The 13869-nt window shown below is 46.1% G+C and carries 11 protein-coding genes; 8 read left to right on the top strand and 3 right to left on the bottom strand.

The features are described from left to right. Positions 1-37: 37 nt before the first annotated feature. A complete protein-coding gene (locus tag FR741_RS13615) occupies positions 38-724 on the bottom strand; it encodes a GntR family transcriptional regulator (protein ID WP_167426953.1) in 687 nt (228 codons plus the stop codon). Positions 725-881: 157 nt separating this feature from the next. Continuing rightward, a complete protein-coding gene (gene pykF / locus FR741_RS13610) occupies positions 882-2294 on the bottom strand; it encodes a pyruvate kinase PykF (protein ID WP_005392243.1) in 1413 nt (470 codons plus the stop codon). A gap of 433 nt (positions 2295-2727) precedes the next feature. Here pykF and FR741_RS13605 point away from each other — a divergent pair, with 433 nt between their 5' ends. The 5 genes from FR741_RS13605 (at position 2728) to FR741_RS13585 (ending at position 8192) form a co-directional block, all read left to right on the top strand. Next, positions 2728-3489 (top strand): DeoR/GlpR family DNA-binding transcription regulator, encoded by a 762-nt coding sequence (locus FR741_RS13605; RefSeq protein ID WP_005392240.1) that lies wholly within the window; start codon positions 2728-2730, stop codon positions 3487-3489. Positions 3490-3603: 114 nt separating this feature from the next. Next, positions 3604-5436 (top strand): glutamine--fructose-6-phosphate transaminase (isomerizing), encoded by a 1833-nt coding sequence (gene glmS / locus FR741_RS13600; protein WP_005392238.1) that lies wholly within the window; start codon positions 3604-3606, stop codon positions 5434-5436. A 205-nt stretch (positions 5437-5641) separates the two neighbouring features. Further along, positions 5642-6019, top strand: a complete 378-nt coding sequence (locus FR741_RS13595; RefSeq protein WP_167426952.1) for a DUF3316 domain-containing protein — start codon at positions 5642-5644, stop codon at positions 6017-6019. A 102-nt stretch (positions 6020-6121) separates the two neighbouring features. Further along, on the top strand, positions 6122-6814 hold the full coding sequence (locus FR741_RS13590; RefSeq protein WP_164666516.1) for a heavy metal response regulator transcription factor: 693 nt from the start codon (positions 6122-6124) through the stop codon (positions 6812-6814). Then, positions 6807-8192 carry a heavy metal sensor histidine kinase gene (locus FR741_RS13585; protein WP_167426951.1) on the top strand — a complete coding sequence of 462 codons (1386 nt, stop codon included), beginning with the start codon at positions 6807-6809 and terminating at the stop codon, positions 8190-8192. The genes FR741_RS13590 and FR741_RS13585 overlap by 8 nt, the downstream gene beginning before the upstream one ends. A gap of 54 nt (positions 8193-8246) precedes the next feature. Here the strand turns inward: FR741_RS13585 and FR741_RS13580 are convergent, their stop codons facing one another. Beyond that, the gene (locus tag FR741_RS13580; protein ID WP_006742744.1) at positions 8247-9329 is read right to left on the bottom strand and encodes a glycerol dehydrogenase; all 1083 of its coding nucleotides are present in this window, start codon (positions 9327-9329) and stop codon (positions 8247-8249) included. Between the two features lie 353 nt (positions 9330-9682). On the opposite strand from FR741_RS13580, the gene dhaK reads away from it, so the two are divergent. Genes dhaK through ptsP form a run of 3 tightly spaced genes read left to right on the top strand, consistent with a single transcriptional unit; the run spans position 9683 to position 13793 of the window. Continuing rightward, the gene (dhaK, locus tag FR741_RS13575) at positions 9683-10741 is read left to right on the top strand and encodes a dihydroxyacetone kinase subunit DhaK (protein WP_167426950.1); all 1059 of its coding nucleotides are present in this window, start codon (positions 9683-9685) and stop codon (positions 10739-10741) included. A 15-nt stretch (positions 10742-10756) separates the two neighbouring features. Next, the gene (gene dhaL / locus FR741_RS13570) at positions 10757-11392 is read left to right on the top strand and encodes a dihydroxyacetone kinase subunit DhaL (RefSeq protein ID WP_005379705.1); all 636 of its coding nucleotides are present in this window, start codon (positions 10757-10759) and stop codon (positions 11390-11392) included. A 1-nt stretch (position 11393) separates the two neighbouring features. Further along, entirely contained in the window at positions 11394-13793 is a 2400-nt protein-coding gene (ptsP, locus tag FR741_RS13565) for a phosphoenolpyruvate--protein phosphotransferase (RefSeq protein ID WP_167426949.1), read from the top strand. Positions 13794-13869: the final 76 nt, after the last annotated feature.

Here is a 13869-nt window from a genome sequence, read left to right as displayed (position 1 = left end):
ATAGACCCCGATTTTTATGCTTATTTTAGCCTCAGCGTTATTCGCTAGCCAGTATGCGATATTGGTTGTCGATGGCCGCTTCGATACACTGCATTGACTGTCTCAAATAACGCTCTAGATAACCTAAAGCATCCTGGCTTCTTTTATCTAACGACGTCTTCATCAGCATTTCTTGCTCATCGATATTACAGTGCCCTGGGTTTCCAGTACCTAACATTTGCATAGCAAAATATTGGTAACGCTTAATTTGCGTGAGTAGATCGCGGAAAAAACCAAACATATTGGCAGAGCCAGCGCCTTCAAACAGCGCAGTAAGAAACTGATTATGGCGTTCTTCCCATTCCTTCCAGCAAAAGCTTTCGCCAGATTTAGAGCGGGATAACTTGTGATAAGCGGTTAGGACGTCCAGTTCCCAATTTTCATCGCCAATCACAATTGCTTTATTTAGTAGGCATGCAGAGACCATTTGTAGGCTCTCGTACAAGTCATTCAACTCATCGTTACATACAGGTGCAACCCAGCAGCCTTTTTGCGGCTCGAGTTTGACGTATTTGCTCCACGATAACTGCACCAAAGCTTCGCGAATGGGTGACGCTCCTACGTTGTACTTCTCTTTGAGTTCCGCAACCACGAGTTTTTGACCCGGTTTAAGCACGCCATCGAGAATATCCTGACGGATCATTTTTGATACTTTGTCGGTAAGAGTGGGACTGGACACATACACCTCATAGAAATTTTAATCGTGACGACAAAATTAAACAGTACGCAATTCTGCGCATGGTGAATGATACAGTTAGGCTATTATTAGAGCAAGAAAGCCATATAAAAAAAGAGGGCATAAGCCCTCTTTCTCAATCAACTGAAGTATGAAAAGTTCAGTCTTATAGTACGTGTACAGAAGCTGTGTTCGTAGTACCTGAAGCAACTAGAGCGCCAGAAACCATAACAACGATATCGCCTTTGTTACCTAGACCAGATTCTAGAGCAAGCTCTTTACCTGCTACGTAGAATGCGTCAGTGCTTTCGATTGAATCAACAACTACAGGAGTAACACCTTTAGTTAGAACTAGCTGTGCAGCAGTTTTCTTGTTAGTTGTTAGAGCTAGAATGTTTGCAGTTGGGAAGTACTTACGTACTGAACGTGCAGATTTACCACCTTCAGTTGCAACAACGATAAGTGGAGCAGCCAGTTTCTCGGCTGTGTCTACTGCGCCTTTACATACTGCTTCAGTGATGCGTAGACGTGGGCTGTCTAGACGAGAACCTAGCTCAGCTTTTAGCGCTGAATCAGTACGGTTCGCGATTTGAGCCATGATAGTTACCGCTTCAACAGGGTACTTACCTTTCGCTGTTTCACCAGAAAGCATTACTGCGTCAGTACCGTCCATTACCGCGTTAGCAACGTCGCCAGCTTCCGCACGAGTAGGACGTGGGTTGTTGATCATAGAATCAAGCATTTGAGTTGCAGTGATAACCATCTTACGTGCACGGTTACACTTCTCGATCATCATTTTCTGAGCGAAGATTACTTCTTCAGCTGGGATTTCAACACCTAGGTCACCACGAGCAACCATGATGCCGTCAGAAAGCTCTAGGATCTCGTCGAAGTTATCAACACCTTCTTGGTTTTCGATCTTAGAGATGATGTGGATGTTCTCGCCGCCGTTTGCCGCTAGAACTTCACGGATTTCTTGAACGTCAGAAGCTTTACGGATGAAAGAAGCAGCTACGAAGTCAACGCCTTGCTCACAACCGAATTTAAGGTCGTTCTTATCTTTTTCAGATAGAGCAGGTAGGTTTACAGAAACGCCAGGAAGGTTAACACCTTTGTTCTCGCCTAGTGCACCGTTGTTAAGTACTTTACATTTAACTTCTGTTTCAGTCTTAGAGATAACTTCCATCTCGATTAGACCGTCGTCGACTAGGATAGTGTTACCTACGTTTAGGTCTGCTGCGAAACCTGCATAAGTTACTGCAACTTTATCTTTGTTACCTACAACTGAAGTGTCAGTTGTGAAAGTGAATTCTTGACCAGCTACTAGATCAACGTCGTTACCGCCTTCTAGCTTAATAGTGCGGATTTCTGGACCTTTAGTATCTAGAAGAATTGCTAGTGGTTTGCCAGTAGCTTCCATTACTTTACGGAAGTTCGCGATACGAGTGCCGTGTTCTTCGTAGTCACCGTGAGAGAAGTTAAGACGCATTACGTTCATGCCTGCGTTCACTAGCTCAGTTAGCTTCTCTACAGATTCAGTTTTAGGGCCAATCGTACATACGATTTTGGTCTTTTTCATGGAAGATACTCTCCGGTAAGTATAGTTACAATTTGAAAGTCGGTTGTTTACTCTGAAGTTAGGGCGTTATTAATGACATTTAGTGCCTGTCACCCACCGATTTTTCGCCTCATTATCAGTACTTCAGATTCTGAAAGTCTTTCACCAAGTTTAGTCATTTTATGACTAAAAGATCGGCGATTTTGGTTACCTTTTTGTGACTAATCCCACTTTATATGCAGAAAGTTGCAAAAAAATAGCCTTCAATTCTGTAATTTTTTTTCTTTTCGGTGGCGAATTCTACCACTGAATGAATCCAATATCACTGTTTAAGAATTGTCTTAGGACAAGGTTTTATCGAGAAATATTAATTTTTTGGATCGAAATAAATGGACTTAAAAGTTTCGGTTTGACTATAATAAGTTTCACATCGAAACTTAAATTCAAAACGTAAATGTCGAAACGAAATACTCAACTAAGAAGACACGCCATTTCTAACTTGGTTTCTGAGCTAGGAGAAGTCAGCGTTGACGAACTCGCTCAGAAATTCGAAACCTCAGAGGTCACGATTAGAAAGGATTTAGCTTCTTTAGAGAAAAATGGCCAACTTCTACGCCGCTACGGCGGTGCGATTGCTATCCCAACAGAAGTCATTCACGAAGAATTGAGCGCTAATGTTTCGACTCGAAAGCTAAACTTGGCAAAAGCAGCGGCATCACTGATTCGAGACCATAATCGCATCGTGATCGACAGTGGCAGTACGACGGCTGCGTTGATTCAACAGTTGAATGACAAACGTGGCTTAGTTGTCATGACCAACTCATTGCATGTTGCTAACGCCCTTAATGAATTAGAGAGCGAACCAACACTGCTGATGACTGGCGGGACTTGGGATACGCACTCAGAATCTTTTCAAGGCAAAGTAGCCGAATCTGTGTTACGAGCTTACGACTTTGACCAGCTATTTATCGGTGCGGATGGCATCGATCTCGAACGCGGCACCACAACATTTAATGAATTGGTTGGTTTGAGTAAGGTAATGGCGGAAGTGTCGCGCGAAGTGATCGTCATGATCGAATCGGAAAAAATCGGTCGTAAGATCCCGAATTTAGAGCTCGCTTGGCATCAAATTGATGTGCTAGTGACGGATGCTGATATTCAGCAAGAACACAAAATACAGATTGAACAACATGGCGTGAAAGTCATTTGCGCCTAATCTAATAATGTAACCAGTTTCATATTTCACTTCCCTCTGAATACAGGCCTTTGCTTGCTGCCTCTATCTGAAACATGGCTAGGGAAGAACAAAACTACAAACGGAGATAAACACATGTGTGGAATCGTAGGTGCAGTAGCACAACGAGATGTTGCAGAAATTTTGGTTGAAGGTCTACGCCGCTTAGAGTATCGCGGTTACGACTCAGCTGGCGTTGCTGTTGTTGATGGCGAGTCAAACCTAACGCGCGTTCGTCGCTTGGGTAAAGTGCAAGAACTGGCTGATGCAGTAGAAGAAGCAAAAGTGATCGGCGGAACGGGTATTGCGCACACTCGTTGGGCGACGCACGGTGAACCATCTGAAGTTAATGCACACCCACATATGTCTGGCGATATTGCTGTTGTACATAACGGTATTATCGAAAACCACGAAGAGCTTCGTGAATTGCTTCAATCTCGTGGTTACGTGTTTGAATCTCAAACGGATACAGAAGTTATCGCACACATGGTTGAGTGGGAACTTCGCACTTCAGAAACGCTACTAGAAGCAGTACAAAAAACAGCGAAACAACTTGAAGGCGCCTACGGCACGGTAGCGTTGGATCGCAAAGATCCTTCACGCATCGTAGTTGCACGTTCAGGCAGCCCGATCGTAATTGGTTTTGGTGTGGGTGAAAACTTCCTGGCTTCTGACCAACTTGCGCTACTGAATGTAACGCGCCGTTTCATGTACCTAGAAGAAGGTGATGTGGCAGAAATCACTCGCCGTGAAGTTACTGTCTTTGACGCAACGGGCGAGCTGGTTGAGCGTGAAATCGTAGAATCCAACGCAGAACATGATGCTGGCGATAAAGGCCAATACCGCCACTTCATGCAAAAAGAAATCTATGAGCAACCTAAAGCGTTGATCAACACAATGGAAGGCCGTATCACGGCAGACTCTGTTGTAACTGATGCGATCGGTGTGCATGCGGCTGACATTCTAAGCAAAGTAGAACACGTACAAATCGTTGCGTGTGGTACGTCTTACAACGCAGGTATGACAGCGCGTTACTGGTTTGAAGACATTGCTGGCGTGAGCTGTGACGTAGAAATCGCCTCTGAGTTCCGTTACCGCAAGTTTGTGACTCGTCCAAACAGCCTATTGATCACGTTGTCTCAGTCTGGTGAAACCGCCGATACGCTAGCAGCACTTCGTCTTGCGAAAGAAAAAGGTTACATGGCGGCGATGACTATTTGTAACGTAGCAGGTTCTTCTTTGGTTCGTGAGTCAGATTTTGCATTCATGACTCGCGCTGGTGTTGAAATCGGTGTCGCTTCAACCAAAGCGTTCACGACTCAGCTTTCTGCACTATTGATGCTGGTTACGGCGTTAGGTAAAGAGCAAGGTCGCGTTAGCAAAGAGAAAGAAAAAGAGATTGTTGAAGCGCTACACGCACTTCCTAAGCAAATCAACGCGGCACTTTCTTTCGAGAAAGACATTGAAGCACTAGCGACGGATTTCGCAGACAAGCACCACACACTGTTCCTAGGTCGTGGTGAATTCTATCCAATCGCGATGGAAGCGTCTCTAAAATTGAAAGAGATCTCTTACATCCACGCAGAAGCTTACGCGGCGGGTGAACTGAAACATGGTCCTCTAGCGCTGATTGATGCTGACATGCCTGTTGTTGTGGTTGCACCAAGTAACGACCTACTTGAAAAGCTAAAATCAAACGTTGAAGAAGTACGTGCACGTGGCGGCCTTCTATACGTATTCGCAGATGCAGACGCAGGCTTCGAAGGCGATGAAACAATGAAGATCATCACGATGCCTCACGTTAGTGAAATCACGGCGGCGATCTACTACACCATCCCAATGCAGTTGCTGTCATACTACGTAGCACTGATCAAAGGTACGGACGTAGACCAACCACGTAACCTAGCGAAAGCGGTAACGGTTGAGTAATTACGCTTAACAGCAAAAATCCCAAGCGGCACATGCGAGAGTATGTGCCGCTTTTTTTTGTCTTATTCTAAGCGTAATGGAACGCTCAAGAGCCTTCGCCAGTAGGTTACTTTCATGACAAAAATGTCATTTTGTTGAAAGGGTGGTGTCAGAGGCGGTGTTCAATAATGACCTCATTGAAAACAAGCACTCAAAGGTTAACAACATGAACGCAATCAAAACTGCTCTTTTTGTAACGGTAATGGCAATGACTAGCGCATCTGCATTCGCTCAACCACTTTTCACTGGTGGCAACTACGTGAGCCGCGAAGAGATGAAAACCATCTCAGTTACGCCGATGGCAACGTCAGATGAGGCTTATCAACAGGCACTGTCTGAACTCAATTCACTTAAAACCATGTCGGCTCGTAAACTGAATAAAGAGCTCAATATCCTGACGTTTAATGTGAAGTCTCGCAGTACGCATTTAAAAGATGGTGGCTTCGTGACCGTGCAAGAACGCATGAATGAAGATGGTCAGTTGGAATATTTGGGCAAAGTGAATGTCAAAGTGCATTATGCCGAACGCGATAACAATCGATAATGGTTTGCCAATCGGGAAGAGTATGGTGTGGTTCACATCATACTCTTTTTCGATCTTTATACTGGGATTTCATCCTCCCGCTAACACACTAGGTAAGTGAACTTGAAAATATTGATCGTCGAAGATGAGCACAAAGCCGGAGAATATCTGCAAAAAGGTTTGATTGAATCTGGGTATGTGGTGGATTTGGTGCATGATGGGGTCGATGGGCTTTATCACGCTACCAGTGAAGAATATGACTTAATCCTCCTCGACATTATGTTGCCTAAACTCGATGGTTGGCAGGTGCTTAATACATTGCGCAGTAGTGGGATTCACACCCCAGTGATCATGCTGACAGCGAAGGATCAAGTGGAAGATCGCGTGCGCGGTTTTGAGCTGGGTGCCAATGACTATGTGGTGAAACCTTACGCGTTTGCGGAGCTACTGGCGCGTGTTCAAAACGTATTTCGTCATCATATTGCCGCGCAAGTGGTCGCATCGCCGCAAACATTACGTGTGGCAGATTTAGAACTTGATATGATCAAACGCGTTGCCACGCGCGCGGGGCTGTCGATGTCGCTTACCGCCAAAGAATATGCCCTACTTGAGTTGTTGATGCGCAAAACTGGCCAAGTGCTTTCACGTACCACCATTGCGTCGTTAGTGTGGGATATGAACTTCGACAGCGATACCAATGTGATTGATGTGGCGGTCAAACGTCTGCGTAGCAAAGTGGACAAACCGTTCGATAAACCACTGATTCACACTGTCAGAGGGATGGGCTACAAACTCGAAGAGAGTTGTGATGCCTAAGTTTTCGCTCCCTTTTTCCATGAAAAATAAACTCGTGCTGATGTTTGTTAGCATGACGTTCGTGACCTATTTTTCTTTGGCTTTCATCCTACAGTACGCCATTGAGAGCCACTTTTATTCGCAAGATTTCAGCTATATTTCCAGTAAGTTCAATGCCATTGAGAAAGCGTTAAAACGCTCGCCAGAGGACGTGTTCAAGCAAGCGAATAACAGCACGCTCTATATGTGGGTGTTTGAAGGTAAGCAGAACGTGTATCAGAACTCGAGCCTGACGATTCCTCAGAGCCGAGCCTACAGCATTAGTTCACCTCAGGTTTTAAATCACGAGCGCGCCATCGAATGGAGTGAGGACTCGCTGAATATTCGCGCGTTTGCGTTTCAAGCTGGGGAGTATCAGGTGGTGCTCGGCATGAGTATCAACCACCATATTTTGTTTTTGGATAAACTCGACTGGATTTTGTTTTGGGCGCTCGGTTTGGCGTTTGTGATTTCTTCAGCGTTGAGCGGTTGGATGGTAAAACGTGGGTTGAAGCCGATTGTGGGATTGAATCAGCACATTCAACAGATATCCCCAGAGCAAATGGGCATTCGTCTCGACCCCGATTCGTTGCCAATAGAACTGCGCGAGTTATCCAACAAACACAACGCGATGCTCGATAGGTTGCAAACTGGTTTTCGCCGCTTGAGCGAGTTTTCTTCTGATATAGCACATGAGTTAAAAACGCCACTCACCAACATTACCACGCAAAATCAGGTCATTTTAGGTGCGTGTCGAACGCCTGAAGAGTATCAGGATGCGATTGCCTCAACGTTGGAAGAACTCAACCGCATCACGAAAACCATCAACGATTTGCTCTACATTGCCAAGGCTGAAAACAAGCTCATTCATCGCCATGACGAAGTGTTTGCGGTGCGGGAGGAAATCGACCGCTTGGTCGCGTATTTTGAAATATTGGCCGAAGATGCCGATGTGCAAATCGTGAACTCAGGCGACGGTCAGCTCTATATGGACAAAAACATGTTTGAGCGTGCGGTGGGTAATTTGCTCTCCAACGCGATTCGTCATGCGTATGCTGATTCAACCATTGTGATTGACGTTCAAGAGGTTGATGAACAGGTGACGATATCGGTCAGCAACCAAGGTGATACCATTGCCGAGCAAAACTTACCGTACCTTTTCGACCGTTTTTATCGCGCAGATAAGTCTCGCCAACATGTAGGTAGCGTCGGTGCAGGGCTAGGTTTATCGATTACCCAATCTATCGTGCAAGCGTATGAAGGACAGATAAAAGTAACATCAGATAAAGACAAGACGCGGTTTGTTATGATGTTGCCATCGGCAGGTGTCAATGGAAGTGATAAGTCAGTTGAAGCATAAAAGGCAAGCCTTGGCTTGCCTTTGGAGACTTAAACTCGTTTGAAGTTATTCGGGTTATTGACCCAGTTGATGAGCGGTTAGAATTGCAGAGTAGACATTTTCTGCCGTCACTGGGAATGGCATATTGTGGATGGTTTCTCCCTCGGCCGTTGAGGCTTCGGCGACCTCGCGCAACTTATCGTGATTAAGCTCTTTAACGCCCATATCAAATAAGTTGGTTGGTAGACCTACCGATCGGCAGAAGGCGAGAACCGTATTAATCTCTTCCATCGCTGCGTTTTCTAGCACCAGTTGAACAAGTGTGCCGAACGCGACTTTCTCACCATGATAGAGATGATGACACTCTTCAAGCTTAGTTAGGCCGTTATGAATAGCGTGAGCACCCGCTAGACCACTGCTTTCAAAACCGATACCGCTAAGGTATGTATTGGCTTCAATAATGTTTTCTACCGCTTTGGTGCTCACACCATTTTCTACTGCAGCTTTTGCTTTTACACCATCTTCAAGCAAGGTTTCATAGCAAAGTTTCGCAAGCGCTTGCGCTGAACGCGTCGCTAAACCACCTGCCATTGTTGCCTTACCAGAGGTCATGTTGGCACGAGCTTCAAAGTAGGTGGAAAGCGCGTCGCCCATCCCAGATACAAGTAAGCGAACAGGGGCTTTGGCGATGACTGACGTATCCATGATGACCATGTCTGGGTTTTTAGGGATCATCAAATATTCTGCAAATTCACCTTCAGGTGTGTATATCACCGCAAGCGCTGAGGTTGGCGCATCAGTCGAGGCAATCGTAGGAACCACCACGACAGGAATTTTGGTGTAAAACGCAACAGCCTTTGCTGTATCTAACGTTTTACCACCACCAATACCGACAATGACATCGTGTTTCTGAGTGGCACAAATGTCCGTGATGCGTTCAATCTCAACGCGCGAACATTCGCCACCAAAAATGTTCATAGTGAGTGGAAGCTTTTCGTCAGCAAAACTTTGTTTGACGTCATCACCAACCAGGTTAGTCACGAACTCATCGGCAATTACTAACGGACGTTCACCCAATGTTTTCACATAGTGAGCGATAGATGTAAGTACTTGTTCACCTTGGACGTATTTGCTTGGGCTGATAATAATTTTGTCCATAATTCAAACCTTTAACCTTTTTTATGTGTGTTTTGGACTGCAATGAATATCCATTGTAGGGATAAGGTTTATATTAGGTTTGGTGTGGTAAGTGGTGAAGGATATCTCTGGTTTTGTTCCATGCTTTTATGACCTCTGTGTCAAACCGACTGTCAGAAGTAATAAGCATCACCATGCTTTATGGCGACGATCACTATTCAAGCGAATTCGTCGTTTTTCGTTTCATATTGAAACAAAAATACCGAAGTTGTTGTTTCAATATGAAACGGATTGATTTTTGTTGAGCACGTTTTTTCTCTGTTTAAGATGAATTCATGCCCTACATAAAAATATAAATGGAATGAGATAGAACGATGAAAAAGTTAATTAACCAAGTCGATGATGTTGTATTGCAGCAAATGGAAGGCCTGGCACTGTCCCGCCCTGAGCTAAAAGCCAACTACGAGCCTCGTTACATGTGGCACGAGGAAACGCCGGGGCAAGTGGCATTGGTTTCTGGTGGTGGCTGTGGTCATGAACCTTTGCACGCAGGTTTTATTGGTAAAGGCATGCTGACAGGCGCCTGCCCAGGAGAGGTATTTACTTCACCTACGCCTGATCAAATGTACGAATGTGGTAACCAAGTGAATACTGGTGAAGGCGTGCTATTTATCATTAAAAACTACACCGGCGACGTGTTGAACTTTGAAACGGCCGTGGAACTCCTTCATACCGATGGCATCAAAGTTGGATCGGTGTTGGTGGATGACGATGTTGCAGTCAAAGACAGCCTGTATACCGCTGGTCGCCGTGGCGTCGCTGGAACGGTATTGGTTGAGAAGTTAGTTGGGGCTGCCGCGAACAAAGGTTATTCGTTGGAGCAATGTGAAGCTCTGGCTCGTCGCGTTAATAATCACTGTCGTTCATTTGGCGTGGCGCTTAATGCTTGTGTTGTGCCAGCGGCGGGTAAACCATCTTTTGTTCTGGAAGATGATGAAGTGGAGTTTGGTGTTGGTATCCATGGTGAACCAGGTATCAAGCGAGTGAAATACACCGACGCCGATACGTTAGTGGATGAGATGTTTGCTGAAGTTGCTGAAAACACGCCTTATCAGCGCACATTGCGTATTTGGAATCGTGACGAAGGTGAATGGGATGAAGTGGAATCCAGCATTGAGCCTTTCGCCGCTGAACACGACTACATTGTGATGGTAAATGGTATGGGCGGAACGCCAATTTCTGAGCTTTACGGAGTGTACCGCCGTCTTGCCCATAACTGCGAGCAATCAGGGTTCCGTATCGTACGTAATATGGTCGGTAACTTCTGTACGTCACTCGATATGGAAGGCGTTTCAATTACGTTGCTGAGAGCAGATAAAGAGATGTTGGAGCTGTTTGATGCTCCTGTCGATACGGCCGCGATCAAGTGGTAACAGGGGGGAGCAAACATGCAAATTGAAAAACAACATATCGTTCACTGGTTAGAGCTATGTGCAAAAACGTATCAAGAGAATCAAGATTTTCTGACCGACCTTGATCGTGATATTGGTGACGCCGACCATGGTCTCAATATGAACCGAGGCTTTAAAAAAGTCGCGGAAAAACTGCCGCAATTTGCGGACCAAAATATCGGCAGCATTCTCAAGAATACGGGCATGACCTTGCTTTCTAGTGTCGGTGGGGCAAGTGGCCCGCTTTATGGCACGCTGTTTATTCGCACGGCTGCCGCTGTCGGAACTCGAGAGCAATTAACGTTTGAAGAGTTAGTGGATGCACTAAAAAGCGGTGTGGATGGTGTGGTGTCTCGTGGTAAAGCGGAACTGGGTGATAAAACCATGTGTGATGTTTGGTTACCCGTTTTAGTTAGCGTGAAGGCGTCGTTAGAAAATGGCATGAGCGCTGACCATTTATTGAATGAAATGGTTGAGCTAGCAGAAACGAACGCGGTTGCCACGATTGAAATGTTGGCGAAAAAAGGGCGAGCAAGCTATTTAGGTGAGCGCAGTATTGGTCACCAAGACCCCGGCGCAACCTCTTCTTTGTTAATGATTAAAGCGCTACAGCAGGCAATAGCAGGTAATTAAGATGGTGGGAATTGTAGTTGTATCTCATAGTCGTCGCCTTGCCGAAGGGGTGGCCGAACTTGCCACCCAAATGACGCAAGGCAAAGCCAAGCTTGCGATTGCTGCGGGGATTGATGATCCAGAGAACCCGATCGGAACCGATGCCATTGCCGTGATGGAAGCGATTGAGCAGGTACAAGATCAACAAGGGGTTGTTGTGTTGATGGATCTTGGCAGCGCCCTGCTTAGCACGGAAATGGCTCTGGATCTGATTGATGATCACGTGAGGGAAAATGTCACCCTTATCTCGGCCCCCATTGTTGAAGGGACCATGGCGGCGTCGGTGGCTGCTGCCGCTGGACTACCTTTATCGACGGTAGTCGAAGAGGCACAGAATGCGTTAAGCGTAAAACGAGAGCACCTTGGTGATCAGCCACTAACATCCGCTGAGATAACGCCAGTATCAGAGAACTTTGAGCAAGAGCGGGCATTTGATTGGGTAGTGCAAAATCCGCATGGATTACATGCTCGTCCCGCTGCGGCCATTGTTGGTGCACTCGCGCCTTTTGACTGCCAATTATGGTTGAAAAAAGGCGAGCGCCGTGTGAACGCGAAAAGCTTAAACAGCATTGCGAAACTTGGCGTTCGTAGCCAAGAGACGATCACGCTGTGCGCACTCGGACCTCAATCTAGTGAAGCAATTCAGGCATTTGAAGCCTTAGCTCATGAGCACTTCGGAGAAAAAGAGGCGGTTGAGCAAGGCATTATCGAATCTGAAGAGAGCACGGATACTTTGCTCGATGACATGGTCCCAAATCAGATTGAAGGTGCTGTTGTTGGTATTCGAGTCAATGACGGTATCGCTACTGCTCCAGTTGTCCTTTTTACTCATGAAATGCCAGCTGTGCCTGAACGTGATTTCCAAAGTGAACAAGATGAAATTGAACGGGTTAAGCATGCGATAGGCGTGGTTGTTCAACATTTGCAGGAGCAAGCGAAGCAGCCGAAAGGGGAAATATTTTCTGCTCATAGCATGATGCTCAGTGACCCAGAATTATGGGCATCGGTCGAGTCGCGAATTCAAACGGGCATGATAGCCGAGCAAGCTTGGATAGAATCACTGCAAACGTTAGCCGACGAGTTTCGCCAGGCTGAAAGCCAGTACATGCGGGAACGCGAAGCTGATGTGCATGATATCGCACGCCAGGTTATGGTTGAAATGACAGGTGTAACGCCTAATGCCATCGACATTCAGGAACCGAGTGTTTTGTTGGCCCGCGACCTGATGCCTTCTGATGTGGCCGGGCTTGATAAATCGAAAGTGCTTGGTATCTGTTTGAGTGAGGGAGGGAAAACCTCTCACAGTGCGATTCTTGCTCGTGCGATGGGGATTCCTGCCATCGTTAAAGCTCAGGGTTGCCTTGATGCTGTGCGTGCTGGTCAAGTGGTGACTATTGATGGCTTCCGAGGGCATTTATGGTTCTCTCCTTCAGATGCCATACAACAGGAATTAGAAGCGCAACAAATTGAGTGGCAAAGCACCCGACAAAGTGCGCTAGCGAGTGCTCAGCAAGCCGCAGTCACCTGTGATGGTGTCCATATTCCAGTATTCGCCAATATTGGTGGACCGAAAGATATTGATGATGCACTAACATCAGGAGCTGAGGGCGTTGGTCTATTCCGGACTGAGTTTTTATTTCAAAACAGTGATGAGTTGCCGACTGAGGAAGCGCAATATCAAGTGTATCGTGATATTGCTGCCGCACTTGGTGATAAGCCACTTACGATTCGTAGTCTAGATGTTGGCGGTGATAAGCCTTTAGCCGCTTATCCTATGCCAGCGGAAGATAATCCATTTTTAGGTCTGAGAGGGGTGCGGTTGTGCCTTCAACATGAGTCATTGTTTACCGCCCAACTTCGAGCCATTCTGAGAGCCTTTCACGAGCAACCGAATATTCAATTGATGATACCGATGGTGGCTCAGGTTGAAGAAGTGAGAAAAGTAAAAGCGCTGTTGGCACATCAAGCAACCCAACTCGGCTTGGATGCGACTCATTTGCCTGTTGGTATTATGATTGAGGTACCAGCCGCGGTATTAAATGCAGATGCGTTAGCCCAAGAAGTCGACTTTTTCTCTATTGGCACCAATGATTTGACTCAATATGTTATGGCAGCCGATCGAGGCAACGCCGCCGTTGCCGAATTAGTGAACTACTTTGAACCATCGGTACTAAAAGCTATTGAACTCACGTGTGCAGCAGGCGATCGCGCGGGCATACCGGTCAGTATGTGCGGTGAGATGGCAGGCGATCCAAATGCTACAGAAACATTGCTTCGCGTGGGGTTACGAAAATTCAGCGCCAGTTCTAGTATGCTACCGGGACTAAAAGCGCAGATTCGTCAGTTGTCTGTTGATGTTTAATCGATACCTTATCGTTAGTACATGTGTACCGGCGTGCTTACGCCGGTTTTACTTTTGTTATAGGAACGCCACTTCT

This window comes from Vibrio diabolicus (genome assembly GCF_011801455.1).
Lineage (GTDB): Bacteria > Pseudomonadota > Gammaproteobacteria > Enterobacterales > Vibrionaceae > Vibrio > Vibrio diabolicus.
Note: the sequence above shows the minus strand (reverse complement) of the source record. Positions and strands in the feature narration are given on the sequence as shown.